Here is a 26,407-nt window from a genome sequence, read left to right on the forward strand (position 1 = left end):
TAAGGGGATCCTGGATCAATAACCATGACCAGATTGCCAAGTTTTTGTGCAGAAACGCCGAATGCTCGAGACATCGGAGTGATCGATCCATGAGGACAACATCATCACAGCGGTACGTACCCACCACCGACGAGACTCGAACCCGGGACACCCTCTCGCACGTTCTCGAAGTCGTCCACCTTCGCGGTGATCAGATTCATCGCTGCGTCCACGGCGAGAACTTCACCGTGGAGGTACCCACGGGGGTGCGAGCACTTCACATTGCCGAGCACGGTGACATCGTGATCAGAACGCAGGGCAAAGCCCCGATCGAACTCGGCCCCGGGGAACTCGTACTGTTACCCCATGGGCTTGCTCATACGATCGAGAATGCGATGCCGATGCACACGAAAAACGAAACATGTTGGTTTTTCGGTACTTTCACACTCGACGACGTCGCAGCGCAGCGACTGCTGTCCGTTCTGCCGGACTTCGTCGAACTGCGCGCGACACAAGGAACCCCGGTCGAGTGGCTCGAGGTGAGCAGCCGACTGTTGGGCGCCGAGGTGGACGATCCGAAACCTGGTTCCTCCGTGATGGTTTCCCGGATTCTCGACCTTCTCTTCGTCCAGATCCTCAGAGCGTGGGCTCGAGCGGACGGATCGAACGGCGGATGGTTGACCGCAGCAATGGATCCACGAATCGGGCAGGCCCTCGAGGCCGTCCACAACGACCCGTCACGCAACTGGACCATCGACGAACTGGCGACGCTGTCCACCCTGTCGAGATCGTCTTTTGCGGAGCGCTTCTCGCGACTGGTCGGCCAGACGCCCGGCGCTTACATCACCGAGCGCCGACTCGACCGTGCCGCCGAACTACTCGTGCAAACCACCGAGCCGGTCGGAACCATTGCGATAACTGTCGGCTACGAATCCGATGCAGCGTTCAGCCGCGCCTTCCGTCGACGATTCGACGCCTCGCCGTTGAACTGGCGAAAGTCCAACTCCCACAATCACTGACGTCAGGTTGCAGCGATTACGCCTGCGACCGGGATCCGGCCGAGAACTGCAACGCGGAAGTCCACCATCGCGCGCTCCACGTGATTGGCGCTCGAGACCACAACCACGCCGGTCGCGCCTCGATCGGCGAGAATCCGCGCAGAGTTGATCGCATTCTCGACTGTCGACCACGAAGTTCCCTCTTCGGTGATCCGGCCCGGGTTGACGCCGTTGGCAACGAGCCATTCGCGCATTGCCCTGGCTTCCGTTACTCCGGCCTTCGGAGCCCCACCGCTTGTGATGATCGGAGACTGCGGGTACTGACGGGCCAGCTGGAGCGCCGCCTGAAGCCGGTCGACCAACATCGGACGCATCGTGCCGTCGTCGAAGAGGCCGGCACCCAAGACGACGATGTTCGTGCCCACGGGGTTGAGGTCGAGCAGCACGGGCGACTGGCGTGTCAGCGTCTCAGCACTCGTGCACGCAAGAATGAGAGACCGCACCGGTGTTTGGCAGCCGCCCACCGTCGACAGGATGCCGTTGACGACCGTCGTCGGAGTGATGTCGGCACTCGCTGTCGCCGGCGACAATCCCACTCCGGCTGCGGCGATTACCGAAGCAGCAATCAATCCCTTCGTCAGAGACCTACGAACATTTGCCATGTAGCCGAACCCCCAGATTGTCGATTGTCCAGCCCACGGTAACGAACATTTCGTCGCGATTGCATCATTTGACTCAAATTTACTGTTCACTGACCGTCACACAGATTAAACATAAATATTGGGCAACAATTCGGGTTCGAAACCGTCATCTACCAGCATCTCGAATCGACGCGCCTGCCGCGTTACCGATCTGAGCTGCAGCATCCCCGAGCAGGCCGGCGACACTGAACGGCAACAATTCGTTGTTGCAGATCACGATGTTGCATCCGGGTGTTCCTGCTCGCCCCGTCCCGACCATCGTGTCGAAGATCAATTCGGGGTTCGCGAAGCCGACGAGCTGTGACGGATCGTCGATGAGCGGACCACCCGACCCATGCACGGGAGGCCCGACGTACGGCGGCGGTGGAACGTCCACGATCGAAGCGACGACAAGCCGCAAGAACTCCTGGAGATAGAGATCCCGAGGCGCGTTCTGCCACACCGGATGCGAAACATACTTGCTCACCGGCGCATTCACGGAGTAGAAGTCCTCGCCCGCGTTCACCCAGGTCAAGAAGCCGTACCCCCCATTGGACGGAGAGGGCGCGGACAACTCGTCGAGGTAGGCGGAGTCGATCAACGTCTGATCACGCCACGCGCCTCGTTGCACCATCAGCTGACCCAGTCTGGCCATGTCTCCCGGCCGGATTGCCAATCCGAGAATCAGACACGTTCACAGAGAACCACAGACGCATCACGTTTGGGAAGAGTCCGCCTCCATTCCGAGCGCGCGACGCGCTCCCAGCGCCATGGTGACCTGTACAAGATCTTTCGGTGACGACAGGTCAAGTCCCGTCAGGGAACTCGCTTTACGCAGGCGGTACACGACCGTGTTCGGGTGTACGTGCAACTGCCGAGCGGTGGTAGCTCGATCGAATCCGGAGTCGATGAAAGATTCGAGCGTCTCGAGCACGGCAGGATCGGACTCCAACCGCGACAACACATCTGCGAGGATCGGCAGCGCAGCGCTCGGGCGGGTCAGTTGATACTCGACTGCAAGATCCTCGAGACGCACGACCCCACTTGTACGGCCGTACTTTCGGGCAACGTTCAGCACCTCGCGCGCCTGCGACACCGCTGCGGGAATTGCCGGCGGTGCCGCGACATGTACGGCGGCAACCGTCGATGCACCGATGACCTTCTCGAGATCACCCAATCGTCGACACAATGAAAGATACTGCGGACTCGACGCCCAGTTCCCCTCAGCGGGTTCCGATTCCACAATAGGAATCAGTACGGCTCCGCCACTGCTCCCGAGCACCCCGAGCGCTTTGTCACGCCCCACCTGATCAAGCTCTCGTTGCAGGTGGCGCACCTTTCTCCGCTCGGCGACGGCAGTGTCCACCTCGGTCGAGGACTCGTCGTCATTCCGTTCGACGTGCAGCGCCACCACCCAGTACAGGCGCGCCAACCTGATGCCCACATCGTCGGAGACCCGATCAACATCGACACCCGTCGAAAGTGCTACGAACAATGACCTTCGCGCAGAATCCTCGTCCGTCTGGGTGACATGGTCGGAACCGTAGCCGGCAAGAACCGCCGACGCGGAAGCCGCGGTGTATGCATTCAAGAGTCGTCCGGTGCGGGCAAGTGCGACACCGTCTTCCGGGACCGCCCATTCGCTGATGGTCTCCCACCACAGCCCGGCTGCCAAGTGATATGCCCGCAGCACCTCACCGAGCGGAACCAATTCCTGAGCCCGTTGGCGAGCCGATTCGCTGATGTCGGCGAGCAACTCGGGCGCCAGATCGGCGCCGGTCCGCAGCATCGAAATGAACAGTTCCAGATTGCGCCTCACGATGGTGGTGACGTCGTTACGCAATGCCTCGTCAGGGAGCAACCGGTAGAAGGTGACGTCGCGGTGGACCAGATCGACTGTCTCAATGACCAGTGGATGGGTGCGTTGCGCCAGTCGGTCGGCCAGAGATCTGCCACCAACCAGGATCGGCTCGAACGGCAGATCTTTGTTTCCTGACACAAAACCCTCCACAGAATTGAATTGCCACCACAAGGCCGACCTGCCTTTTTCCTATCACTATGTAACCCACGCCACTCACGAATTCACAATCAGCGGCGTAACTGGAAGTCCCACCTTCGACCAAGAGGAGCCTCGAGTGACGTGGAAAACGCGCAGCGCAGCCATTCTGGCAGGCGTCGTGGCTGCCGGTTCGATCGCGGCTCTCGGGACCGGTGTGTCGAGTGCCGAGACAGCGGTCAGCACTATCCAGTACGTCGCGCTCGGCGATTCCGCGGCGGCCGGCCCACTGGTCACCGCGCAGGACTCGTCGTCACCGGGCTGTCTACGATCACTCGACAACTACCCGTCCGTGGTGGCGCGAGAACTCGGCGCTCAACTCACGGATATGACCTGCTCGTCGGCGCGATCCGCCAACGTCACGGACACCGCACAATCGACGTTCTCCGGTCAAGTATCACCGCAGGCAACAGCATTGGGGCCTGATACCGACCTCGTCACCATCACCATCGGTGCCAACGACATCTCGTTGTTCCCGACAGTTCTGAGCTGCGTCAATCCACTCCCCGAACCCACCGGAACGTCCTGCCGTGACAAGTTCACCTCCGGTGGCGTCGATCAACAGCGACAGATGATCGAAAATGCGTCCACAGGTTGGAGTTCCATGATCGAAGTCGCGCAGGATCGAGCACCGTCGGCGCGCATCGTCGTGGTCGGATACGGAACATACATCCGTAGTGGCGGCTGCCCCGGCACTCAGCCGTTCTGGCCGCGCGACGCCGACTATCTCCAGAGTGTGATCGACTACGGCAACACGGTCATGGCAGCAACTGCGGCCCGTTACGGCGTCGAGTACATCGACATCACCGAAACCACTGCCGGGCATGACATCTGCACGGACCCTGCCACTGCTTACTACACGGGAATCGTCCCTACCCAGCCGGCGGTTCCACTGCATCCCACTGCGGCCGGGATGCAGGCGATCGGGAAAACGGTCGCCGACGCTCTGTCCTGAGCTTCTCCCCCAGCACAATTCATTCAGCACTCGCGAAAAGGGTGGAACAATCATGTCAATTCAACGAGACGCTCCGCCGCTGCCGTCCGTCGACGGCGCCCCTGTCGGAACACGTGACAAACTTCTCGGCGGCACACTCGTCGCCCTGTTTCTCGCGAACATGCTCAACTTCTTCGACCGGGCGATCCCCTCAGTCGTTGCCGAGCCGATCAAGAACGAGTTTTCGCTCAGCGACTTGCAATTGGGATTGATCACCTCTGCATTCACCCTCGTCTACGCAGTCGCAGGACTGCCTCTGGGCCGGTTGGCCGACACGAAGAACCGTCCCAAGATCATCGGGATCGGACTCCTGGTGTGGAGCGGACTGACGGCAGCAACCGGTGCCGCCGGCAGCTATGTGCTGTTCATCCTCGCGCGTCTCGGCGTCGGTGTGGGCGAAGCGACCTTCACACCTGCAGCCAACTCGATGATCGGTGATATCTACCCGGCAGAACGACGCTCACGCGCACTTGGTGTCTTCATGCTCGGTTTGCCAATTGGCCTCATGCTCGCCTACTTCACCGTCGGCAAGATCGCCGAGGCATTCGACAGCTGGCGTGCACCGTTCTTCCTCGCGGCGATTCCCGGTGTCCTGCTTGCAGTCGTGCTCTACCGCATGGCAGATCCGGTTCGTGGTGGTTCCGAAAGTCCGGAGGCCCGCGCAGCCGCTGTTTCACAGGCACCGATCACCCGCCCGATCCGTCGTCTGCTCGCAATTCCCACGCTTCGTTGGCTCATCCTTGCCGGGCTGACGTTCAACTTCGCCGCCTACGCAGTGAATTCGTTTGTCGTCCCGCTGCTCATGCGCCAGTACCACCTGAAACTGACTGCGGCGGCATCGGTCACCGGCATCATCGTCGGAATCACGGGCCTGATCGGATTGCTTCTCGGCGCTCGCTACGCTGACAAGGCCAGCGCACGCTCACCACGCGCACGGTTGATGATCGGTGTCGGAACCTCGGCATTGGCGGCACCTTTGACGGCGCTGGCACTGTTGCAACACGGCGGAAACGTCGTGATGTTCACGCTCTTGTTCTCGGCCGGGTGGCTTCTGGCCTACGGCTTCTACATCAGCGTCTACCCTGCCATTCACGACGTCGTGGTTCCCAGGCTCCGCGGCACTGCGACGGCGCTGTTCTTCGCTGCCATGTACCTTCTCGGCGGATTCTCCGGACCGGTTGCCGTTGGAGCGATCTCGGACTGGTTCGCCAAGCGTGCACTTGCAGATGCCGGTACCGGGAAGTTGGCTCAGTACGCCGGCGACGGGTTGAACTCGGCCATGTATCTCGTGCCGATCATGTTGGCACTCACCGCGGTATTCATCTACCTGGCTACCCGCACTGTCGGCAAGGACTCCGCGCGCATGCAAGCGGAGCTGAGCCAGGCCTGACCGACAAGTTCACGGGCGGTGGCGGGACCCTGAGGCCCCGCCACCGCCGAGTTCAGTTGACCGTAATCGCCAGAGTCGACAACATGGACCGCAACATGTCCGGCAAGCGAGCGATCATTCGCTGCTCGGTTATCCGAACGGAGACGGGCGCGGCCAGCGTCGCTCGCCACAGTTCCGGTTGATTGTTCATCAGGTTGTTGTAGACCGGGAGCAGCTGACCGTTGATGTAGGTCCAACGACCGTCCCGGTCCGCCCAGTTGAAGTCCGGAAGCGGCGTTTGCACAACAGCATTGCCCACCTCGAACGAGAGCGGGTTCGACTCGCGTGGCGGCACGACGCCAGGCATCGACGGTGATGCGGCGAAGGTGGTCAGGTAGGTCAACGAGCGACCAACACTGCCGCGGTAGGCCTTCGCCTCGTCCCACTGATCACCCACCGACTGGTACTGCTCCCTTCGCAGCAGACGCACATTGCCGTCGAAGACCGATTCCGGTGTCCCCGAGGCAATGTTGTTCCACGCGATACGGGCGTTCTCGTCGAGCAGCCCTGCGCGATCGAGTTCGGCGATGCCGTCGACACCGTCGTGAACCCACGCCATGTGCATGGGAATCAGGTCCGAGAAGATGTGTTTGCTCATCGCAATCACTTTCCCCTGGAACCACATCACGTCCTCGGGGCGAATCTCGTGGCCGACCTCGAGAAGTGCCGCAATGTCCTCGGGTGCTCCCATCGACGATGCAACCGGCGACCCGATGCGGTCGATCTCTCGCCAGACCAGTGCCATCGCCTCGCTGATCGCTTGGACTTCCAGCACAACCCGCCCGTAGTCCAAGTCGAGGAGTCCACCGGCGAAAGCGGGCCCGACCATTCCTCCCATACCTGCCCACTGCAGCTCTCGATGCTCGAGCTGGAGTCGCTCGTAGAACTGGAAAGTGTTGGTGAGGTTTCCGAGATTCGCGTGCACACCGTCGAACGGAGTCCACGTAGCGAGATCGATACCTGCCGACTCCGTCCCGACCGCGAGCCAGTACTGCTTGAGCAGTGTCTGATAGCGATGCGGATCCACTCCCGAGGCTCGGGCGGTATCCACCAAAGACCGCAGCGTCGCGGAATCCGATGGCAGAGAAGGATGCAGGCCGCCCGTGGCTTCGGCGTTTGCGTTCACTGCTTCCAGGTCGAGGTACCTGTCGAGCTCACCAGTACCCGCGGACGCCCTGCCTCCCAGTACGACGGCACCGCCGATACCTGCCGAAGCAACGAGAACCGTGCGCGCAAAATCCCTGCGCGTCAGAGACTTCCGCAAGCTCATCGTCCCTCGGCTTCGTCGAACGTCTTTGCCAGCCAGGCGATGTCCTGCATACCCAGCTGATCGGTCACCGTCTTGTACAGGTTGGTCACGTAATCGAGCGGCCCGCACTGCGACGGGAGCAGGTCCACGTTGCCGCCGTCTGCTCGATATGTCTGCGCCAAGTGCTCTGCCTCACTGAAGGGAACGAGAAAGTCGTCCTCACAGGAAGAAATCAGAAGCTTGGAAGCCGGCGCCTGCTTTCCCAACGTGTTGTCCGCGTACGCCGCGGCCAGCGCAGGGATCGTTCGGGGCGAAGGGTTGGTGAGTAGGACGTCGAACGGAACGAATGGGAGTCCGAGGTAGAGCGCCTGGCAGGACGCGCGGAAGGCTGCGGCGACGTTGTGACCGATCGGAGTCAGATGATCGTCGAGCCGAACGTCGGGGTAGCCCGCGTCGAATCCGAGAATGCTCGAGAAGACGAATCCGGAACCGATCCCACCGGCCGCTGTTTCCTCGAACGTTGCGGGGTCGATCATCATCGCCTGAATGGCACTGGCCTGGACGTTCAGTTCCGGCGCATAATCATGGGCTTGTTCCGCGGCAAAGCCCGCTGCGACACCGCCTCCGGCGACACCGTAGATGCCGACAGGGGTGTCTGATTCGAGGCCGCCTTCCGGAAGCGCGAGTGCTGCCCGAACGCCGTCGAGCGTTGCCTTCCCTGAGAACTGTCCGATCGAGAACGGATGGGGAGCAGTGTCGCCGTCGTTGCCGACGTCGCTCATCATCACTGCCCAGCCGTGGCCGAACATCTGAGCCACCGGGCCGAGCGCCGAGAACATCGCCGGGTCGCTCTGATTGCCGCCGGTCCACTGGTGACTTGGTGCGCAGTTCGCGCCGAGGCTGTCGTTCGCCTCGGCGTATCCGATGATCTTGCGATCACCTGGCGCAGTTCCGTCCTCGGGAATCATCAGAATTCCGGTGCTGATCACCTGCCGACCGAAGTGATCAGTGGTGGTGTACATGAGTTGGTGAGCCGAGACCACGTCGGGACGGACCTGGTAGACCTGCACGCTGACCGGACGCGCTTTGAGAAGTGTGCCGGGGGCGGTACCCGGCTCGATTTCAGGTTCGTCGAACCACGGATCATCGGACGAGAGCCCGAGTGGAGTCAATTCGGTGGAAATGTCAGCGCCTTGGAGTGCCTTCACGACCAACGGGTTGAACACGTCGGCCAGGTCGACGGTCTCCTGCGCGCCAGCCGGCGACCCCACCGCAAACAAGGCCACTGCCAGGGCCGATGCCGTTCCGGCGCGCCATGACCACCGTCGCCACGTCGAGTCAAACATCGTTCACGAGTTCCTTACTTTCGGGTAATGAGCACCCCTACACTCCCATTCACCTGCATTAACAGACAAGTCGGGCACCCATCCGTTGGCCGAAAACCTCGATCGGGCTTAGGCTGACGGCACCTGTCCGGCAAGTCTGGCGTGGGAGGTTTGTCTGTGAGTGCTCCGACCCGTGTATCGCGAGCTACCGGCGATTCACTCCAAGCTCGAGCGCGGCCGTCCAACATCACGTGCAAGATTCTGATGGCCGTGACAGGACTGATCTTCGCCGCTTTCGTTCTCGTTCACATGATCGGAAACCTGAAGGTCTACACCGGTGCCGATCACTTCGACGACTACGCACACTGGCTACGAACGGTGTTCGAACCCTTCCTGCCCTACGAGGGACTTCTGTGGATTCTTCGCATCGTCTTGCTCGCGTCATTGGTCGCACACGTCTGGTGTGCCTGGCTGCTCACCGTCCGCGGACGCCGAGCTCGAGGAAAATTTCGACGTAAAGGTCTGGGAATCAAGTCCTTTACAGCGCGCACGATGCCCGTCACCGGAGCTGTGCTGCTGCTATTCGTCATTTTCCACATACTCGACCTCACGACCGGAACCCGACCCATCGGCAGCAGCGAGTACGAAGCGGCCACGCGCACACAGAGTTACGCATACGACAATCTGATTGCCAGCTTCGAGCGTCCGCTGGTGGCAGCGTTCTACATCGTCGCGATGGCTCTGCTGGCAATGCACCTCGCGCACGGACTCTGGAGCGCGGTCAACGATCTCGGCGTGACCGGCCAACGACTGCGCCAGATTGGCGTTGCACTCTCCGGAATCTTTGCGCTCGTCGTGATGGTCGGAAACATGTCGATCCCCATCGCGGTCATGACCGGCGCCATCTCGAAGACAGGAGCGTCATAAGTGAACAGCTTCGAACTCGACGATCTGCGCAGCATCGGGACACCGGTGGACGGTAAGGTCCCGGCCGGCGATCCGGCGACGGCCTGGCCCACTCGCAAACTCGACTACAAGCTCGTCAGCCCACTCAACCGGCGCAAGTTCACGGTCATCGTCGTCGGTACCGGCCTCGCCGGCGCGGCCTGCGCCGCCTCCCTCGGTGAACTGGGCTACCACGTCGAGTCCTTCACCTTCCACGATGCACCCCGCCGTGCACACAGTGTCGCCGCGCAAGGAGGCATCAACGCTGCTCGCGCTCGAAAAGTGGACAACGACAGTCTCGCCCGCTTCGTGAAGGACACCGTCAAGGGCGGTGATTTCCGGGGCCGTGAGGCCGACTGTTTCCGTCTCGCCGAAGAATCCGTACGCGTCATCGATCACATGAATGCCATCGGGGCACCGTTTGCTCGCGAGTACGGCGGCACTCTGGCCACCCGATCCTTCGGCGGCGTTCAGGTGTCGCGCACGTACTACACGCGCGGGCAGACAGGCCAGCAGTTGCAGATAGCGTCGTCGCAGGCACTGCAACGTCAGATCGCAGCCGGAACGGTCAACCTACACACCCGAACCGAGATGCTCGATCTCATCGTTTCGGACGGGCGAGCACAAGGGATAATCACACGCGATCTCGTGACCGGTGAGATCGGCGCCACCACAGGCCATGCCGTCGTACTGGCATCCGGCGGCTACGGAACCGTATTCCACAAGTCCACACTTGCGAAGAATTCCAACGCCACGGCCGCGTGGCGAGCGCACCGACGCGGTGCGTTGATGGCTTCACCCTCGTTCATCCAATTCCATCCGACGGCGCTTCCCGTCAACTCCGAGTGGCAGTCGAAAACCATTCTGATGAGCGAATCCCTGCGCAACGACGGCCGGATCTGGGTACCGGCCAAGCCCGGAGACGATCGTGAGCCCGGCGACATTCCCGAAAACGAACGCGACTACTACCTCGAGCGCAAATATCCTGCGTTCGGGAACCTCTCTCCCCGCGACGTCTCTTCACGGGCCGCCCGCGAGCAAATCGACTCCGGTCACGGCGTCGGCCCTCTGAAAAACAGTGTGTACCTGGATTTCCGCGATGCGTTGGCACGGCTCGGCCGCAAGACCATCGAGGAGCGATACGGAAATCTGTTCTCGATGTATCGCGACGCCACCAGCGAAGACCCCTATACGGTGCCGATGCGCATCGCCCCCGGAGCCCACTTCACCATGGGAGGACTGTGGAACGACTACGACCAGATGACCTCCATCCCCGGCTTGTTCGTCGGTGGTGAGGCAGGCTGGGGATACCACGGGGCCAACCGCCTCGGCGCCAATTCGTTGCTCTCGGCATGCGTCGACGGCTGGTTCACCCTCCCGTACGCGATTCCGAATTATCTTGCACCGCTACTCGGATCCACTCCACTCGAACTGTCCGATCCCGCTGTGACGTCGACGCTCACTGACGTGAGGGGTCGGGTGGACCTGCTGCTCTCGGTCGGCGGAACACACGGCCCCGACAGGTTCCATCGACAACTGGGCGAGATCCTCTATGCGGGTTGCGGTGTCACCCGAACGGCCGAGGGCTTGACCAAGGCGATCGCCGAAATCCGCGCACTGCGAACCGATTTCTGGTCGAACCTGCGAGTTGCCGGCAGCGGAAACCAGTTCAACCAGGAGTTGGAAAGGGCCGGCAGGGTAGCCGATTTCCTCGAGCTCGCCGAACTGATGTGCGTCGATGCTCTCGATCGTGACGAGTCCTGTGGAGCGCACTTTCGTGCCGAACATCAGACTCCCGACGGCGAAGCGCAGCGAAACGATCAGGACTGGTGCTTCGTCTCCGCGTGGGAAACCGCCCAGGACGGCAGACACGTTCGACACGACGAGCCGTTGTCCTTCACCGCTGTTCCACTGCAGACGAGGAACTACGTATGAAAATCACCGTGGACGTGTGGCGCCAATCCGGACCTGAGTCGTCCGGCGCATTCGACACCTACCAAATAGACGACGCGACGGTGGAGATGTCGCTGCTGGAGCTCCTCGACCGACTCAACGACCAACTCGTGGAGAGCGGCAACGAACCCATCGCCTTCGATTCCGACTGCCGAGAAGGGATCTGCGGGTCCTGTGGCATCACCGTCGACGACGTTCCCCATGGGCCGGTTGCGAACACTCCCACGTGCCGTCAGCACCTGCGCAGCTTCTCCGACGGTGACCGAATCAAACTGGAGCCGTTCCGCTCCGCGGCCTTTCCCGTGGTCCGAGACCTCGTCGTCGATCGCTCTGCGCTCGACCGGGTGCTCGAAGCCGGTGGATACGTTTCGGTCAATGCAGGAACCGCGCCGGACGCAGACAGTCAGCCGCTCTCGCATCAAAGTGCCGAAGCTGCACTGGACTTCGCCGCGTGCATCGGCTGTGGCGCTTGCGTGGCAGCCTGCCCGAACGGTGCCGCGCACCTCTTCACCGGGTCCAAACTGACCCACCTGTCTCTCGTCACGCAGGGCCGCAACGAACGTGGCAAGCGGGCCCGAGCGATGTCGCACCAGATGGAGGCCGATTTCGGGCCGTGCTCGACCTACGGTGAATGTGCGCAGGTGTGTCCCGCGGAGATACCGCTGACCGCGATTGCCGCTGTCAACAAGGAATCGATGCGATTCGGATTGCGGCGCAAGGACAACTGATCGTCACCAGGCGCCGATCAGCTTCATCCACGCGCCGCCGATGATCGTCCAGATCAGGATGATCACGACGCTCATCACGAAACCGATTCGGAACCACTCCGAGGTCTTGATGTATCCGGAACCGTAGATCACTCCGGCCGGACCGGACGCGTAGTGCGAGATACCGCCGAACAGGCTGCCGATGAAGCCGAATACCAGGGCCGAGAACAGCGGCGGCGCACCGGTTGCCACCGCCGCGCCGAGAAACACCGCGTACATGGCGACGATCTGCGCGGTGTTCGACGCAAACAGATAGTGCGCGTAGAAGTACACCAAGGTCAGGATCGCAAAAGCCCAGATCCACGGCAAACCGTCGACGCTCGAGGAGACCTGGGTTCCGATCCACGAGATCACGCCGAGTTCTTCGAGATGGCTTGCCATACCGACCAGAACGGCAAAGAACACGAGCGTCTGCCACGCCCCGGTGTCGTGGACCAGGTTGTTCCACGTCAGCACCTTGGTCACCAACAGGATGCCGATTCCGACGAATGCTGTTGTAGTGGCATTGACGTTGAGCTGCGAGCCCAGGCACCAGAGCACCAGCAGCAGAACGAAGGTGGCGGCCATGATCTTCTCGTTGCGGCTGATCGGACCTGCCTTGCGCAGTTCCTCCCTGGCTTGCTCGGGTGCTTTCGGAGTCTTCAACATCGTGGGCGGGAAGATCTTCGACATCACCCACGGGATCGCGATCAGACTCGCAATTCCCGGAACCGATGCTGCCAGCGCCCATTTGCCCCACGAGATGTCGATGCCGATCTTGGCAGCCGCATCGACGGCCACAGGGTTACCCGCCATGGCGGTGATGAACATCGCGGAGGTCACGACGTTGACTTGCAGCGACGTGAGCAGCAGATATGCTCCGAGCTTCTTGCGAGAGTCCTCGGGCTCGGGATTGGAGTCCTCCAACTTGCTCAGCGAGACGATGATCGGATAGACGACGCCACCCGCACGGGCGGTGTTCGACGGCGTCGCCGGAGCAAGTATCAAGTCCGTCAACGCCATTCCGTAGGACAATCCGAGACTCGACTTGCCGAGTTTGGTCACGAACATGAGCGCAACCCGTTTGCCGAGTCCAGTGACGTGACCAGAAAGCCCTCGGCAATGAAGAACGATGCGACAATCAGCCAGATCGTGGTGTTACTGAAGCCGGACAACGCTTCCGTCGGCGTCTCGGTCTGGGTGATCATGGCGATCGATAGGCCTACCAGCGCCACAGAACCCGTCGGCAGCGGCTGCAAGATCAACGCCACGATGGTGCCGACGAAGATTCCGAGCATGTGCATGCCCTTGGGATCCACACCGTCCGGAACAGGCATGAAATAGATGATCAAGCCGAGGACGACGGGCACCGCAGCCGGGTAGTACCGCCTGAGCACTGATTGTTTCGACGGCTCCGCCGGCGGTGTCGTCTCAGAAAAAGACTCAGTGCTTTCGGATTTGGCCTCGGACATTTGCATCTCCTCGACTTGTCGCCCCAGGTGATCGCCCCAGATGATTGTCCCCCAAACATCAGGTTTTCGTGCGGTCAATCCAAGTTCGAGAGAAATTGCCCGGAAGTACAGTCGTCCTTACGAGGCGCTGTCTCGCACCGACGCTTCAGTGGGAGAATGCCCATCTCTCGCAAAAGATTGTGCCGATCGATCAACAGAGGCGCCGGCGTGCTGCACGCTTGAATCTCGGAGAGTTGTTCAACCTGCTTCTGCGAAAGGTATTCGTCGGCACGATGTTTGGGTCAGGACTGCGCGGATTGCCGATCTCGACCGGATCTTCGCGCGTGATGTGATCCAATTCCGAAGCATGTCAGCCGACAGACAGACCCACGAACCGAGAAGATTCGTATCGGGCCGACGACTGGTTGCGCCATCTATTGTCGGGAGTGTGACGGAATCCGACGCCCACGAGGACTCGACCGACTCCACTGAATCGGCAGTGGCCGATCACCCGAGGAAACGTCCACTGTGGCGTGAGATTCTGATCCTCGTTGTCGTCGCACTTGTCCTGAGTGTTGTCATTCAGAACTTCGTCGGACGCATCTTTCTGATCCCGTCGGAGTCCATGGAACCGACACTTCACGGATGCACCGGCTGCACGGGAGACAAGATCCTCGTCGACAGAATCAGCTATCGATTCGGGGATCCGCAACCTGGGGATGTGGTCGTGTTCAAGGGACCCGAGTCCTGGAACGACGAGTACAAATCCATTCGATCCGACAATTCGATTGTTCGCGCGTTTCAGGGACTCGGGTCCATCGTCGGCTTGGTCCCGCCGGACGAAAACGACCTCGTGAAGCGGGTAGTCGCGGTCGGTGGCCAAACCGTACAGTGTCTGTCCGAGGAAGAGGGGCTTCGGGTGAACGGCAAGCCGCTGACCGAGCCGTACATCGACAAGCGCATTCCGGGCAACGATACCTCTTGTCAAGGAAGGTATTTCGGGCCGGTCACGGTTCCCGACGGGAACCTGTGGGTGATGGGCGACAACCGCGCCCATTCGAAGGATTCACGTTTCCATCTCGATGACGAACACAGTGGAACGGTGCCGATCGACAATGTCATCGGCAAGGTTCAATTGATCGTCCTTCCCTTCTCACGGTGGGGAACTGTGAGCTCGTTCGATCCGCAGTGACAGATCGAATCAACCAGGCGGCCCGCATCTTCGGACGGCACAGTCGACATGGCTCCGCTTTCGGACGATCATCGAGCGCATCTGTTACCGAGGGTAGGAGAACCACATGCGCGCTCGACGCATCACCGCCAATCTCAAAGTCGCCGATGTCGGAACCGCCAAGAGCTTCTACTCCGACTTTCTCGGCCTGAGCACCGAAGAGTTCAACATGGGGTGGGTCGCTCGCTACACCTCTCCCGACACCGGCGCGAACGTACAGCTCGTCACGCACGACGCCACTGCAGCCGAGGACTCGGTCATCTCAGTCCACACGGACGACGTCGACGGCGCCTACGAAGAGGCCCGCAGGCTCGGCTACGAAATCGTGCACCCCATAACGACCGAAGAGTGGGGTGTTCGCCGATTCCTCGTCCGGGCACCCGATGGCAACGTCGTCAACATCGTGCGACACCGGGACTGAGCAGCGGAAAGAACCCCATTCGACGTTTTAGGTCATTTGACCTAGAGTTAGGTGCATGACCGATTCATTGCAGTATTCAGCCGACGGCCCGATCCTCGTGGCCGGCGGATACGGAACCGTGGGCAGCGCCCTGACAGCGTTGCTCGCCCCCGACTTCCCACTACTCCTCACCGGACGCACCCCCGAGCGAGGCGACGAACTGGCCGGCCGTCACGGCGCTTCCGTCCGCCGCTGGGACCTCCTCGACCCGACACCCTTCGACGCGTCCGTACGCGCGGTCGTTTCGACGGTCAACGATCCCCACGATCGTGTCCTGTCCGCCGCCGTCGAGGCCGGCATTCCGTACGTGGACATCACCCGCTGGACAACCCGCGTCGCTCGCGCCGCCACTCTGGCGGGTCAGAAGTCGCCGAGCGCACCGGTGTACCTGTCGTCTGGATGGATGGGCGGAGTAACCAATGTCGTCGCCGCAGCGCTGGCCGAGGAACTGGGTGGCGCGAGCACGATCGACGTCTCGATTCGCTACGACGTCAACGACATTGCCGGGCTCGACTCCGTCGACTTCATTGATCGCCTCGGCCAGGATTTCGAGGTGATGCAGCAAGGAAACCCGATCACCGTCAGCCCGTTGACGGATACTCGCTGGGTCGACTTCCCCGGATCGCGCACCAAGGTCGGAAGAATCGACACTCCGGAACAATTCACGTTCCCCATGACCTTGGGCGCCGAAACTGCCAGCACTCGAATAGGTTTCAGTTCGCATGCATCCACAACTGCGCTGCTCGCCGCCAAGAAGGTGGGTCTGTTCCGTTGGGGTCGCGGCGACCGCTTCACACCGCTACGACGCGGACTCCTGTACTCGCCTGGCAAGGGCGGGAGCGCGCAAGTACGCATCGATGTCACCGGCCCGAGCGGCACGACAAGCGCGACAATCGTCGACCGGCAGGGCCAGGCTCACCTCACCGCGGTGGGCGGCGCGCTGGCCGTCAGACGAGCCTTGGCCGACGATGCCCAGCCTGGAATCGCTTTCCCCGAGTCGCTTCCGAACCCGCGCCGCACCGTCTCCGAGTTGGAGAGCTTCGGGGTGGCAGTATTGCGGGCATGACCCCCTCCAAGGGCGCCGCCCGCGCGGAAGCACTTCTCGACGCAGCAGAACAGGTCCTCGCCACGCAGGGCAATGCCAACTCGGCGATGCGCGATTTCGCAGCCGCAGCCGGAGTGCGGGTGGGGCACCTGCAGCACTACTACCCCACCCGTGCAGATCTCATCCGCGCAGTCATGTCACGGGCATTGACCCGCTCACTGGATCGCCTTGCCGTCGTCACGGATACGGATCAGAGTCTTTCCCGTGAGGAATCCGAACACTTCATCGGAGTCCTGCTCGGAGAACAAGACGACCAGGCCACGGTGCGTCTGTACGTCGAAGTATGGGCCATTGCGGCGGCGGACCAAGAAGTGGCGGTCGTGGTTCGAGACTTCTACGCGCAGTACATCGCACACGTAGAGCGCGCTGTTGCGTGTGCACAACCGGATCTGGATGCGGCGGACCTGGGCGCGGCAGCGCAGACCATCGTGAGCCTGCTCGAGGGTTCCGCAATTCTCCGATCGGGAATCACCGGCCGAAAGTCCGAGGCTTCGGACCGAAAGCTCGTGGACACACTGCAGTACCTGATTCACGGGTCCTGACTCGGACGTATCGTAAAGCCCATGAGCGTTGCAAACGAATGGAGCCGAATCGAAGCGTGGTGCCGTACACACGCACCGGTGACGGCTGCAGCGTTTCAGCCAGGGCTCGGTGACGCCGTTATCGAGGAATTCGAAGCGTCGACCGGCGTCACGTGGCCCCAGGAACTTCGCGAGCTGTATCGGGTGCACAACGGCAGCCTGACCCACGACGACCGGACCGGGCTCTTTCTCGGCAGCGTGCTTCCCGACAAGTTCTTCTACCCCATCGACGTCGCAACCGAAGTTCGACTCACTCTGCTCGAAACGTGGGACGAGACGATCTACGAGAATCCGGACCTCTACGCCGAGGACGAGATGGATCGACACGATCAACGCGACGCAGGCACTACCGCAACCATGTTCATCCCCTCGTTCGTTCCCTTTGCCGGGCTGGACGAGTACCACTACTTCGTGGACACACGCAACGGCGCACTCCATCATTGCGTGACCGAGTATGCGTCGGACGCCACTGACAACGGCGGTCCGATCTGGGCGTCCATCTCGGTCATGTTGGGCGCCCATGCCGCAGCGCTGGAAACAGGATCCACGATCGGAGTGTGGAAACCCGTTGTCAGCAAGGGTGTTCTGGAATGGGAAGTCGACGCATGACACCCAAGCAGGATCCGACCCGTCGTACCCTCGCCGACGGGCGTCAGATCTTCTACTTCGACGATGCCGGCCGTACCCGCGCCCACTCTGCGCGAGATTCCCGCGAATTGCCGGCTCTCGACCACTCGTCTCGGATGAGGTTCGACGTTCTCACCGGGGAGTGGATCACCATGGCTTCGCATCGCATGACACGGACACATCTCCCCTCCGCCGCCGAATGCCCGTTGTGCCCGACCAACGAAACACGCACGCCCACAGAGATACCCGACGGAGACTACGACGTCGCGGTGTTCGAGAATCGGTTTCCGAGCTTTGCAGCGGCACCCGAGGAAGCCATTGACAGTCCGGGAGACGGTGTGGGCGATCGCCCAGCTGTCGGCCACTGCGAAGTGATGTGTTTCTCGAGCGATCACACGGCGTCCGTCGCCGAGCTTCCACTCGAACGCATGCGTACGATTGTGGGTGCATGGATTTCTCGGACCGAAGAGTTGTCGGCGGATCCGGTTGTGGAACAGGTGTTCTGCTTCGAGAACCGCGGCGAAGAAATCGGGGTGACACTCACCCATCCACACGGACAGATCTACGCATACCCGTATGTCACGTCACGCACCCGATCGATGTTGACGCAGGCGGACAAACACTTCGAGCGCACCGGTCGCTCACTGCTCGCCGATGTTCTGGCGTTCGAGCGCGAGGACGGGACCCGGTTGATCTACGACGGCGATCACTGGAGCGCCTACGTCCCGACCGCCGCACGATGGCCCATCGAGATTCACCTGGCACCGCACCGAGACGTCCCGGACCTTCCCTCGTTGAACGACCAAGAGCGCGAAGAGCTTGCGGTCGTTTACCAAGATCTCCTGCGCCGTATCGATCGCTTCTATCCGGGCGTCGATCGGGTACCGTACATCGCGGCCTGGCACCAAGCTCCCGTCCGCATCGACCGACCTCTGGGTCGACTGCATCTTCAGCTGTTCTCGATCTTGCGCGCACCAGGCAAGCTCAAATACCTCGCCGGGTCCGAGTCCGCCATGGGCGCCTGGGTGAACGACACCATTCCCGAGGCAGTCGCGGCCCGCCTACGGGAGTTGAAATAGTGGATACCGTCTCGAAACCATCTGTGCTCCAACAGTTTCACGACACCCATGGCTATCCGGCAACCGGAGCCTGGGCGGCACCCGGTCGAGTCAACCTGATCGGTGAACACACGGACTACAACGGTGGATTGTGCCTACCGGTCGCTCTCGAGCAGCGAACGCTGGTTGCCGTCGCACTGCGCAGCGACGGGGTCGTCCGCGTGCACAGTCGGCAATCCGACGAGACATACACCGGGCCCCTCGGCGACATCGCAGCAGGATGGGCCGCCTACCCCACAGCCGTTCTGTGGTCTCTTGCGCGCCGAGGCCTCCCGCTCGGAGGAATCGATCTGGCAGTCGACTCGTCGGTACCGGTCGGGGCCGGGCTGTCGAGTTCCGCTGCCCTCACCTGTTCGGTTGCGTTGGCCGTCAATGAACTTCACGATTCACCATTCACCCGCGATGAGCTGGTACAGATATGCATCCAGGCGGAGAACGACGGCGTCGGCGCACCAACCGGCGGGATGGATCAATCCATTGCCCTCTTTGCCCGACCCTCGACTGCGCTCCTGTTGGACTGCCTGGACGGATCCACCGAACCCATCCCTTTCGAACTCCACGGTGCGGGGTACGAACTGATCGTCATCGACACTCGGGTCAAACACTCGCTCGCAGACGGACAGTACGGGTTGCGACGCTCTCAATGCGTCGATGCAGCAGCAGCTATCGGCGTCGGCAGCTTGCGAGAGGCTACTGCAGACCAAGCCGAGACAGTGCGAGACCCGATCCTCCGGGCGCGGGCACGGCACGTCGTGACCGAGATCGAACGGACACGGAAGACCGCAGAGCTTCTGCGCAGCAACAGATTCAGCGACGTCGGCGAGCTGTTCGACAACTCCCACGCGTCGTTGCGCGACGACTTCGAGGTCTCGTGTGAAGAACTCGACGTCGCCGTTGCCGCAGCACGACGCGGCGGCGCGATCGGTGCGCGGATGACCGGCGGCGGATTCGGAGGTTCGGCCATCGCATTGGTTCCGGAAGGAAGTCATGCGGAGGTCATCGCGTCGGTGAGCCGCGACTTTGCGGCGCGGGGTTGGCGAGCACCCCACTTTCTCGACGTCGTTGCCGGGGGTTCGGCCGCCCGCCTCTGAGCGAACGGTACGTTCAGCGCACTGGAGGCGCCGAACGTACCGTTCGCCCTGGTTGGGACCCCTCGAGATCCCCCTCACATAAATAGTCATCTCAGATGCGAATTATGTAGGTTCAGGTCATGCAACTGACGCAGTTCACCGATCTGGGATTGCGCGTCGTCATGCGGTTGGCCGTACTCGACGCGGATGCCTCCCCCAGCACCCGGGATGTTGCGCAGCAGCTCAACGTGTCGTACTCCCATGCCACCAAGGTGGTTACACGGCTCGGTGAGCTTGGCATCGTCACAACCAGGCGTGGTCGCGGCGGTGGGCTTTCCATCACCGAACTCGGCCGCACCGCCACCATCGGCTGGCTGGCCAGACGCCTCGAAGGCCCGGGTGAAGTCGTCGACTGCGAAGGCGACAAACCGTGCCCACTTCGCGGCGGCTGCCTCCTTCGGAGCGCTTTGCGCGAAGCACAGGAAGCGTTTTTCGTTTCACTCGACGCGGTCACGATCGAAGACGTCATCCGGCAGCCGTCCAAAACTGTCCTGCTACGCCTCACCACCCGGAGCGACGAAGCAGGCTGATCAATCGAATTTCGACCGAACGGAGCAGCTCATGCTTTCCCCACAGTCAACCGAGGTCATTCGCGCCACCCTTCCCGTGGTCGGCGCCGCCATCGGCGATATCACAACCCTGTTCTACCGCAAGATGTTCGACGCACATCCTGAACTCGAACGTGATTTGTTCAATCGCGGCAATCAGAAACAGGGCGAACAGCAGAAGGCTCTCGCCGGCGCCATCGCGGCATTCGCGACGCTTCAGCTCGAGCCGGACAGCGCCAAGGTCGATCTCATACTCTCACGTATCGCGCACAAGCATGCGTCGCTGGGAATCACGCCCGACCAGTACGCAATCGTGCACGAACACCTCTTTGCCGCGATCGTCGAAATACTAGGCGATGCAGTCACTCCCGACGTCGCAGCAGCCTGGGACGAGGTCTACTGGATGATGGCGGAAACCCTCATCACGATGGAGCGTGGCCTCTACCAACTCGCCGGCGTCGACGCCGGTGACGTCTGGCGCACGGTCAGGATCAGCGAACGAGTTCTTCAGTCCGCCGATACCGTCTCACTGACGCTCACTTCGCTAGACGGCAGTGCACTCCCCACCTTCGCGCCCGGACAGTATCTTTCGGTCGGGGTTACGCTGCCCGACGGCGCTCGCCAGATCCGCCAATACAGCCTGTGTTCGATACCGAGCAGCGCAGACTGGCGGATCAGCGTCAAGCGAATCTCCGGCACTCCTGATGGCGAAGTGTCGAACTTCCTCTACAACAACGTATTCGAAGGTCAAGAACTCTCCGTCACCACACCTTTCGGCGATCTCACCATGCCGGACGACAACTCACCGCTCCTGCTCGCGTCGGCCGGAATCGGTTGCACACCGATGATCGGGATGCTCAATCATCTCGTGGACACCGGTGCTGACCGTTCGGTATCTGTCATCCATGCGGATCGATCCATTGCGGATCACGCGCACCGCGCAGAACTCAGCACACTCGTCGACCAGATTCCCGCCGCAACCCTGCACCGTTGGTACGAGGATCTCGGCACGCACGTTGCGTTCGGATCGGTTCACGAAGGACGGGCGGATTTGCAAGGTATTGCAGTGGAGCCCGATACCCAAGCCTTCCTTTGCGGGCCGATGCCGTTCATGTTGGCGATGCGCGCATCGTTGCTCGAAAGGGACGTCCCGGCACAGAATATCCACTACGAGGTCTTCGGGCCCGACAGCTGGGCCAACACCTGAGCGGACCACTGCCTGCGAACTGGACCTTGGCGCGCGACTGCAAACCCTTGTGTACTCGACGAAACATACGCATCGAGTAGTGGGAGACCGACATGATCACGTCAGCGTCGATGACGGGAGTCGCGCTGATCGCCCTGGCGATGGTTCTGACACCGGGCCCCAACATGATCTATCTGGTGTCCCGCAGCATCAGCCAGGGCCGCCGGGCGGGTTTGATCTCGCTCGGCGGAGTCGCAACCGGTTTCCTGGTCTACCTCGCCGCCACGTGTGCAGGGCTGACGGCGGTTCTCTTCGCCGTACCAACGGTGTTCACCGCGGTGAAAATCGGTGGTGCCCTGTACCTGGCCTATCTCGCCTGGTCGACCCTCCGACCAGGTGGGAAGTCCGCTTTCGAGGTGGGCGAGGTCGACCGCCACGGTAGCGGCCGTCTGTTCGGGATGGGGTTGACCACCAATCTGCTCAATCCCAAGATTGCGCTGATGTACGCGGCCCTGATCCCCCAGTTCGTCGATCCCACTGCGGGTCCGGTCTGGCAACAGGCACTCGTCCTCGGCGGCGTGCAGATCTTGGTCGCAGTCACCGTCAACGCGTTGATCGTGTGCTGTGCGGCAGCCGTGTCGACCTTCCTCATGGCGCGTCCGGTGTGGATGCGGGCTCAGAAATGGCTAGCTGGTGGCATTCTCGGAATCTTCGCCACCCGCATGGCCCTGGAGTAGTTTCAGTCCTTCGGACGTTGGTCGATCAGACGACGCGCTTTGCCGATCGAGCGTTCGAGTCCGCCGGGTTCGAGAACGCTCACCTCGACCGTGACACCGATCTTGTTCTTCACCAGCTTCTGCAACGCCGAAGACGCTGCCGCATGATCGGAAATTGCCGCGTCAGGACGAGCCTCGACGCGCACTGTCAGAGTATCCATCCGGCCCGGACGCTCCAGCACACACTGGAATTGGGGTGCCAGGGCGGGGACGGTCAGGATCAGCTCTTCGATCTGTGTGGGGAACAGATTGACCCCACGCAGGATGATCATGTCGTCGGTCCGGCCGGTGACCTTCTGCATCCGACGCATCGAGCGCGCCGTACCCGGCAACAGTCGGGTCAGGTCCCTGGTTCGGTAGCGAATGATGGGCAGCGCTTCCTTGGTGAGAGAGGTGAAAACCAGCTCACCTTCTTCACCGTCCGGCAGCACTTCGCCCGTGACCGGATCGATGATCTCCGGGTAGAAGTGGTCTTCCCAGATATGGAGCCCGTCTTTGGTTTCCACACATTCCATTGCCACACCCGGGCCCATGATCTCGGAGAGTCCGTAGATGTCGACCGCATGCATGTCGAGTTGCTGTTCCAGCTCGGTACGCATCTGTTCGGTCCACGGCTCCGCTCCGAAAACTCCCACCCTCAGTGAGGTCTTCGAGGGATCGATGCCTTTCTTGATCATCGCATCCACGATGGTCAACATGTACGACGGAGTCACCATGATGGCGTCGGGCTCGAAGTCCTCGATCAGTTGAATCTGCCGCTCGGTCATGCCACCGGACATGGGAATGACCGTGCAGCCCAAGCGCTCCGCACCGTAGTGTGCTCCCAACCCGCCGGTGAACAGACCGTACCCGTAAGCCACGTGAACCTTGTCCGAAGACCGCACGCCGCCGGCCGAGAGACTGCGCGCGATGAGATCGGCCCAGTTGTTCAGGTCGTTGCTCGTGTACCCCACCACCGTCGGGCGACCGGTGGTCCCCGAAGACGCGTGAATTCGCGAGACCCGGTCCTGTGGCACCGCAAACATCTTGAACGGATAGTTCTCACGTAGATCCGCTTTGGTGGTGAAGGGAAACTTCGCGAGATCGCTCAGATCCTTCAAGTCGCTCGGGTGGACGCCGGCGTCGTCGAAAGCTTTGCGGTAGTGCGGAACATTGGTGTACGCGTGCATCAGGGACCATTGCATCCGCTCGAGTTGGAGCGTCGAAATGCGGTCCCGACTGGCAAATTCGATTTCTTGCGAAGTAGCAGTGACGAGTTCGGTCATGATTGTCTCCGGTGGGCTCAGTGAGGGCGCTGTGCGGGCGGTCAGGCGTCGAAATCGACTGTTATCTGTTCACCGACAGGGAAGGTCTGGCAGGTCAATACGAAACCCGCGTCGACTTCGTAGTCTTCGAGTGCGTAGTTCCTGCGCATCTCGACGTCACCGCAGGTGACCTTGGCGCGACACGTTCCACAGACCCCGCCCTTGCACGCGAAGGGCAGATCCGATCGGTACTGTTCCGCTGCATCGAGAATCGACTGGTCTCGCGGAAGTGTCGCGGTGGTCGATCGACCGTCGAGCGTGATGGTGACCTCGCTGCCTGGTCCCACAATTCCGGGCTCACGATGCACCGCGACCGGCGGCGCGACGTCGTCGACGTAGAACAGCTCGTGATGGATGCGATCCTTGGCAATTCCCAAGCCGGCCAGTACTTCCTGGGCGTCGTTGACCATCCCGAACGGACCACACAACCAGAAGCCGTCGACCTGGTCGCACGGAACGAGAGAGATGAAGATCTCGCGCAACCGGTCGGCGTCGAGACGGCCCGAGAACAACTCGACCTCGCGCGGCTCGCGAGAGAGAACATGAATAACGTCCAGGCGTGCACCGTACCGGTCCTTCAGGTCGGCGATTTCTTCGGCAAACATGACCGAACGGGTGCGCCTGTTCCCGTACAGCAGGGTGACATCGGCCTCGGGGTTCACCAGCAGTGTTGCAGCGATGGACAACATGGGCGTGATTCCGGAGCCCGCCGCGATCAGAACGTGCCGTCCACCCAATGCCGGATCGGCGACAAAATTGCCCGAAGGGCCCTGGACGTCGATTCGATCCCCGGCCTTGACGTCTCGCACCAACCAGGAGGAGAAGAGTCCGTCTGCCACTTCGCGAACCCCCACCCGTGGAGACGCCCCTACCGGTGCACAGATCGAGTAGGAGCGACGGTGTTCGACGCCGTCGATCATCCGCCGCAGTGTCAGTGACTGCCCGGCGCCGAAGTCGAATTGATCGGCGATATCGGCAGGCACGTCGAAGGTGACGGCAACTGCGTCGTCGCACAGTGATTCGACACCGGCGACCGTCAACGGGTGAAATGGTTTGTTCCGGTTCGTCGTTGCAGTACTCATCTGTTCAGATCTCCTTCACGTGATCGAACGGCTCGAGGCAGTCGAGGCAGCGATAGAGCGCTTTGCACAGGGTCGCACCGAATTCCGAACTCAGTCTGGTGTTTGCCGAACCGCACTGGGGGCACAGGATGTCGCGCGGCTTGGCCGTCAAGGTCAAGGCGATCGGGCCGGAGGTGCGACGCGGCGCGGCCCCCGGCACCGAGTACCCGGCCGTCCGAAGTTTCGCGAGCCCCTCTTCGCTGATCCAATCCGAACTCCAAGGCGGCGACAGTTGAGTCTTGATCTGGACGCTGCCGTACCCCGCGTCGGTCAGCTTGTGCTCGATGTCGTCTCGCATCGTCGCCATCGCCGGACACCCGGAATAGGTGGGAGTGATTGTCACACAGACCAAGTTCGCTTCGACGTCGACCGATCGGATGACGCCGAGATCGGCCAAGGTCAACAGTGGCATCTCCGGATCCATCACCGAGGCGACGATCTCCTGCGCCGAAGAGACAGTAGCGGAAGAGACGGTAGCGGCAGTCACGGTCACCACACCCCTTCCGGATGCTCCCGAGCGACGCTCTGCATTTCGGCGAGAAGTAGCCCCAGTGCCCCGGTGTGCAGTCCGGCACGCCCGCCGCGGCCGCCGACGAAACCGGAGAAACGCGAAGGGGGCTCTTCCATTTCGGCTGCATGGAGGACCTGGGCAAGAACAGCGTCGAACTCCGGCCGAACAGTACGCGGATCCACTCCGACGCCAACTTCTGCCAAAACGAGTTCGTCCTGGGTGGGAACAAAGAGTTCGTCCACGAACGGGAAGATCTCGAGCAGGGCCGCGGCAGTCCGACGCTTGGATTCTGCCGTGCCGGCGCCCAACGTGACGACCCATCTTGCCGCGTAGTCGCGGTGGTAGGTCAGTTCTTTGATGCCCTTGTTCGCCACAGCTGCGAGAACCGGATCGCGCGACATGCGCAGCCGATCGAACAGCGCCAGCCGCCAGGTCGAGAACACGAGTAGCCGAACGACCGTGTGCGCGAAGTCGCCGTTGGCGAGCTCCACCAGTCTCACGTTGCGGAAACCGAACTGATCACGAAAGAAGGCGAGCGCATCTTCGGCCGGCACCGGTGACGTATCGGAGATGAACGGAACCACAGTGGAATCGGCTGCTGCCGCGCGAGCCAGCAGCAGCCTGGCCTGCCCGATCAGATCCAGACCGACATTCGCGAGAGCTACCTCTTCTTCGAGTTCCGGTGCCCGCGTCGACCATTCGGCGAGGCGCTGCGAACTGACGAGCGCGTCGTCGCCGAGCATGAGGCAGTAGCGCGCCAGCGCACCGAGATCGACGTCATCCGGCACCGTGGTGTCGACTCCGGCGAGGGGGTCGTCGAAGCTGGTTCCGAACGCCCACTGACCGTGGCCGTCGCCGTCGACCAGGCCGTCGTAGGCACTGTCGTGATCGTTCATCTGTTGGT

26 protein-coding genes and 1 pseudogene are annotated in these 26,407 nt (G+C 61.6%); 16 read left to right on the forward strand and 11 right to left on the reverse strand.

What is annotated here, in order from left to right:
* Positions 1–104 precede the first annotated feature (104 nt).
* Positions 105–272: a hypothetical protein gene (locus AC1Q61_RS05630; RefSeq protein WP_231783601.1), complete on the reverse strand. Its 168-nt coding sequence runs from the start codon at positions 270–272 to the stop codon at positions 105–107.
* On the opposite strand from AC1Q61_RS05630, the gene AC1Q61_RS05635 reads away from it, so the two are divergent.
* The gene (locus tag AC1Q61_RS05635; protein ID WP_492651201.1) at positions 195–998 is read left to right on the forward strand and encodes an AraC family transcriptional regulator; all 804 of its coding nucleotides are present in this window, start codon (positions 195–197) and stop codon (positions 996–998) included. The two genes, AC1Q61_RS05630 and AC1Q61_RS05635, sit on opposite strands and share 78 nt — an antisense overlap.
* A 2-nt stretch (positions 999–1,000) precedes the next feature.
* On the opposite strand, the gene AC1Q61_RS05640 is transcribed toward AC1Q61_RS05635, so the two are convergent.
* Genes AC1Q61_RS05640 through AC1Q61_RS05650 form a run of 3 tightly spaced genes read right to left on the reverse strand, consistent with a single transcriptional unit; the run spans position 1,001 to position 3,656 of the window.
* Positions 1,001–1,729, reverse strand: a complete 729-nt coding sequence (locus tag AC1Q61_RS05640; protein ID WP_030536059.1) for a YdcF family protein — start codon at positions 1,727–1,729, stop codon at positions 1,001–1,003.
* A gap of 55 nt (positions 1,730–1,784) precedes the next feature.
* On the reverse strand, positions 1,785–2,312 hold the full coding sequence (locus AC1Q61_RS05645; protein ID WP_007730781.1) for a hypothetical protein: 528 nt from the start codon (positions 2,310–2,312) through the stop codon (positions 1,785–1,787).
* 60 nt (positions 2,313–2,372) lie between these two features.
* Positions 2,373–3,656 carry a PucR family transcriptional regulator gene (locus AC1Q61_RS05650; protein WP_007730774.1) on the reverse strand — a complete coding sequence of 428 codons (1,284 nt, stop codon included), beginning with the start codon at positions 3,654–3,656 and terminating at the stop codon, positions 2,373–2,375.
* Positions 3,657–3,792: 136 nt separating this feature from the next.
* Between AC1Q61_RS05650 and AC1Q61_RS05655 the strand changes: the two genes are divergently transcribed.
* Positions 3,793–4,668: an SGNH/GDSL hydrolase family protein gene (locus tag AC1Q61_RS05655; RefSeq protein ID WP_007730772.1), complete on the forward strand. Its 876-nt coding sequence runs from the start codon at positions 3,793–3,795 to the stop codon at positions 4,666–4,668.
* A 52-nt stretch (positions 4,669–4,720) separates the two neighbouring features.
* Entirely contained in the window at positions 4,721–6,097 is a 1,377-nt protein-coding gene (locus AC1Q61_RS05660; RefSeq protein WP_003942962.1) for a spinster family MFS transporter, read from the forward strand.
* A 52-nt stretch (positions 6,098–6,149) separates the two neighbouring features.
* On the opposite strand, the gene AC1Q61_RS05665 is transcribed toward AC1Q61_RS05660, so the two are convergent.
* Both AC1Q61_RS05665 and AC1Q61_RS05670 read right to left on the reverse strand, forming a co-directional pair.
* Positions 6,150–7,406, reverse strand: coding sequence for a Tat pathway signal protein (locus tag AC1Q61_RS05665; RefSeq protein WP_208690149.1), 1,257 nt, complete (start codon positions 7,404–7,406; stop codon positions 6,150–6,152).
* On the reverse strand, positions 7,403–8,731 hold the full coding sequence (locus AC1Q61_RS05670; protein WP_064113668.1) for a lipase family protein: 1,329 nt from the start codon (positions 8,729–8,731) through the stop codon (positions 7,403–7,405). Before AC1Q61_RS05670 ends, AC1Q61_RS05665 begins: the two co-directional genes overlap by 4 nt.
* 156 nt (positions 8,732–8,887) lie before the next feature.
* Here AC1Q61_RS05670 and AC1Q61_RS05675 point away from each other — a divergent pair, with 156 nt between their 5' ends.
* Genes AC1Q61_RS05675 through AC1Q61_RS05685 form a run of 3 tightly spaced genes read left to right on the forward strand, consistent with a single transcriptional unit; the run spans position 8,888 to position 12,336 of the window.
* Positions 8,888–9,637 carry a succinate dehydrogenase cytochrome b subunit gene (locus AC1Q61_RS05675; protein ID WP_007730765.1) on the forward strand — a complete coding sequence of 250 codons (750 nt, stop codon included), beginning with the start codon at positions 8,888–8,890 and terminating at the stop codon, positions 9,635–9,637.
* The gene (locus AC1Q61_RS05680; protein WP_042446381.1) at positions 9,638–11,590 is read left to right on the forward strand and encodes a fumarate reductase/succinate dehydrogenase flavoprotein subunit; all 1,953 of its coding nucleotides are present in this window, start codon (positions 9,638–9,640) and stop codon (positions 11,588–11,590) included.
* Positions 11,587–12,336, forward strand: coding sequence for a succinate dehydrogenase/fumarate reductase iron-sulfur subunit (locus tag AC1Q61_RS05685; RefSeq protein WP_042921559.1), 750 nt, complete (start codon positions 11,587–11,589; stop codon positions 12,334–12,336). Before AC1Q61_RS05680 ends, AC1Q61_RS05685 begins: the two co-directional genes overlap by 4 nt.
* A gap of 3 nt (positions 12,337–12,339) precedes the next feature.
* Here AC1Q61_RS05685 and AC1Q61_RS05690 read toward each other — a convergent pair.
* A pseudogene (locus AC1Q61_RS05690) lies at positions 12,340–13,826 on the reverse strand (anion permease).
* Positions 13,827–14,253: 427 nt separating this feature from the next.
* Here AC1Q61_RS05690 and lepB point away from each other — a divergent pair.
* The 10 genes from lepB to AC1Q61_RS05740 all read left to right on the forward strand — a co-directional run bounded on the left by lepB (position 14,254) and on the right by AC1Q61_RS05740 (position 22,528).
* On the forward strand, positions 14,254–14,997 hold the full coding sequence (gene lepB, locus AC1Q61_RS05695; RefSeq protein WP_042446389.1) for a signal peptidase I: 744 nt from the start codon (positions 14,254–14,256) through the stop codon (positions 14,995–14,997).
* Between the two features lie 106 nt (positions 14,998–15,103).
* Positions 15,104–15,457: a glyoxalase superfamily protein gene (locus AC1Q61_RS05700; RefSeq protein WP_003942961.1), complete on the forward strand. Its 354-nt coding sequence runs from the start codon at positions 15,104–15,106 to the stop codon at positions 15,455–15,457.
* Between the two features lie 55 nt (positions 15,458–15,512).
* Positions 15,513–16,562: a saccharopine dehydrogenase family protein gene (locus AC1Q61_RS05705; RefSeq protein ID WP_492651187.1), complete on the forward strand. Its 1,050-nt coding sequence runs from the start codon at positions 15,513–15,515 to the stop codon at positions 16,560–16,562.
* A complete protein-coding gene (locus AC1Q61_RS05710; RefSeq protein WP_019745748.1) occupies positions 16,559–17,143 on the forward strand; it encodes a TetR family transcriptional regulator in 585 nt (194 codons plus the stop codon). Before AC1Q61_RS05705 ends, AC1Q61_RS05710 begins: the two co-directional genes overlap by 4 nt.
* A 21-nt stretch (positions 17,144–17,164) precedes the next feature.
* On the forward strand, positions 17,165–17,791 hold the full coding sequence (locus AC1Q61_RS05715) for an SMI1/KNR4 family protein (protein ID WP_046379467.1): 627 nt from the start codon (positions 17,165–17,167) through the stop codon (positions 17,789–17,791).
* The gene (gene galT, locus AC1Q61_RS05720; RefSeq protein WP_070385020.1) at positions 17,788–18,888 is read left to right on the forward strand and encodes a galactose-1-phosphate uridylyltransferase; all 1,101 of its coding nucleotides are present in this window, start codon (positions 17,788–17,790) and stop codon (positions 18,886–18,888) included. The genes AC1Q61_RS05715 and galT overlap by 4 nt, the downstream gene beginning before the upstream one ends.
* Complete coding sequence (gene galK, locus AC1Q61_RS05725; RefSeq protein ID WP_477994339.1) at positions 18,888–20,018, forward strand: galactokinase; 1,131 nt, start codon at positions 18,888–18,890, stop codon at positions 20,016–20,018. The genes galT and galK overlap by 1 nt, the downstream gene beginning before the upstream one ends.
* Positions 20,019–20,137: 119 nt before the next feature.
* Positions 20,138–20,587, forward strand: coding sequence for an RrF2 family transcriptional regulator (locus tag AC1Q61_RS05730; protein ID WP_003943059.1), 450 nt, complete (start codon positions 20,138–20,140; stop codon positions 20,585–20,587).
* Positions 20,588–20,618: 31 nt separating this feature from the next.
* On the forward strand, positions 20,619–21,812 hold the full coding sequence (locus AC1Q61_RS05735) for a globin domain-containing protein (protein WP_492651186.1): 1,194 nt from the start codon (positions 20,619–20,621) through the stop codon (positions 21,810–21,812).
* Positions 21,813–21,904: 92 nt separating this feature from the next.
* Complete coding sequence (locus AC1Q61_RS05740) at positions 21,905–22,528, forward strand: LysE family translocator (protein WP_042446415.1); 624 nt, start codon at positions 21,905–21,907, stop codon at positions 22,526–22,528.
* A gap of 2 nt (positions 22,529–22,530) precedes the next feature.
* Here the strand turns inward: AC1Q61_RS05740 and paaK are convergent, their stop codons facing one another.
* The 4 genes from paaK to paaC form a co-directional block, all read right to left on the reverse strand.
* On the reverse strand, positions 22,531–23,832 hold the full coding sequence (paaK, locus tag AC1Q61_RS05745) for a phenylacetate--CoA ligase PaaK (protein ID WP_007730627.1): 1,302 nt from the start codon (positions 23,830–23,832) through the stop codon (positions 22,531–22,533).
* A gap of 41 nt (positions 23,833–23,873) precedes the next feature.
* A complete protein-coding gene (gene paaE / locus AC1Q61_RS05750; RefSeq protein WP_064075006.1) occupies positions 23,874–24,953 on the reverse strand; it encodes a 1,2-phenylacetyl-CoA epoxidase subunit PaaE in 1,080 nt (359 codons plus the stop codon).
* 4 nt (positions 24,954–24,957) lie between these two features.
* A complete protein-coding gene (paaD, locus tag AC1Q61_RS05755; RefSeq protein ID WP_047269445.1) occupies positions 24,958–25,416 on the reverse strand; it encodes a 1,2-phenylacetyl-CoA epoxidase subunit PaaD in 459 nt (152 codons plus the stop codon).
* A gap of 65 nt (positions 25,417–25,481) precedes the next feature.
* The gene (paaC, locus tag AC1Q61_RS05760; protein WP_054187522.1) at positions 25,482–26,399 is read right to left on the reverse strand and encodes a 1,2-phenylacetyl-CoA epoxidase subunit PaaC; all 918 of its coding nucleotides are present in this window, start codon (positions 26,397–26,399) and stop codon (positions 25,482–25,484) included.
* Positions 26,400–26,407: the final 8 nt, after the last annotated feature.

This window comes from Rhodococcus sp. MPR-R1B (genome assembly GCF_058793255.1).

Bases quoted from the DNA above. Each gene is read 5' to 3' on its own strand.
- galT (WP_070385020.1), top strand. From the start codon at position 17,788: ATGACACCCAAGCAGGATCCGACCCGTCGTACCCTCGCCGACGGGCGT.
- AC1Q61_RS05715 (WP_046379467.1), top strand. From the start codon at position 17,165: ATGAGCGTTGCAAACGAATGGAGCCGAATCGAAGCGTGGTGCCGTACA.
- paaE (WP_064075006.1), bottom strand. From the start codon at position 24,953: ATGAGTACTGCAACGACGAACCGGAACAAACCATTTCACCCGTTGACG.
- paaD (WP_047269445.1), bottom strand. From the start codon at position 25,416: ATGGATCCGGAGATGCCACTGTTGACCTTGGCCGATCTCGGCGTCATC.
- AC1Q61_RS05700 (WP_003942961.1), top strand. From the start codon at position 15,104: ATGCGCGCTCGACGCATCACCGCCAATCTCAAAGTCGCCGATGTCGGA.
- AC1Q61_RS05645 (WP_007730781.1), bottom strand. From the start codon at position 2,312: ATGGCCAGACTGGGTCAGCTGATGGTGCAACGAGGCGCGTGGCGTGAT.
- AC1Q61_RS05740 (WP_042446415.1), top strand. From the start codon at position 21,905: ATGATCACGTCAGCGTCGATGACGGGAGTCGCGCTGATCGCCCTGGCG.
- AC1Q61_RS05665 (WP_208690149.1), bottom strand. From the start codon at position 7,406: ATGAGCTTGCGGAAGTCTCTGACGCGCAGGGATTTTGCGCGCACGGTT.
- AC1Q61_RS05730 (WP_003943059.1), top strand. From the start codon at position 20,138: ATGCAACTGACGCAGTTCACCGATCTGGGATTGCGCGTCGTCATGCGG.
- AC1Q61_RS05660 (WP_003942962.1), top strand. From the start codon at position 4,721: ATGTCAATTCAACGAGACGCTCCGCCGCTGCCGTCCGTCGACGGCGCC.
- paaK (WP_007730627.1), bottom strand. From the start codon at position 23,832: ATGACCGAACTCGTCACTGCTACTTCGCAAGAAATCGAATTTGCCAGT.
- AC1Q61_RS05735 (WP_492651186.1), top strand. From the start codon at position 20,619: ATGCTTTCCCCACAGTCAACCGAGGTCATTCGCGCCACCCTTCCCGTG.
- AC1Q61_RS05670 (WP_064113668.1), bottom strand. From the start codon at position 8,731: ATGTTTGACTCGACGTGGCGACGGTGGTCATGGCGCGCCGGAACGGCA.
- paaC (WP_054187522.1), bottom strand. From the start codon at position 26,399: ATGAACGATCACGACAGTGCCTACGACGGCCTGGTCGACGGCGACGGC.
- AC1Q61_RS05710 (WP_019745748.1), top strand. From the start codon at position 16,559: ATGACCCCCTCCAAGGGCGCCGCCCGCGCGGAAGCACTTCTCGACGCA.
- AC1Q61_RS05685 (WP_042921559.1), top strand. From the start codon at position 11,587: ATGAAAATCACCGTGGACGTGTGGCGCCAATCCGGACCTGAGTCGTCC.
- AC1Q61_RS05705 (WP_492651187.1), top strand. From the start codon at position 15,513: ATGACCGATTCATTGCAGTATTCAGCCGACGGCCCGATCCTCGTGGCC.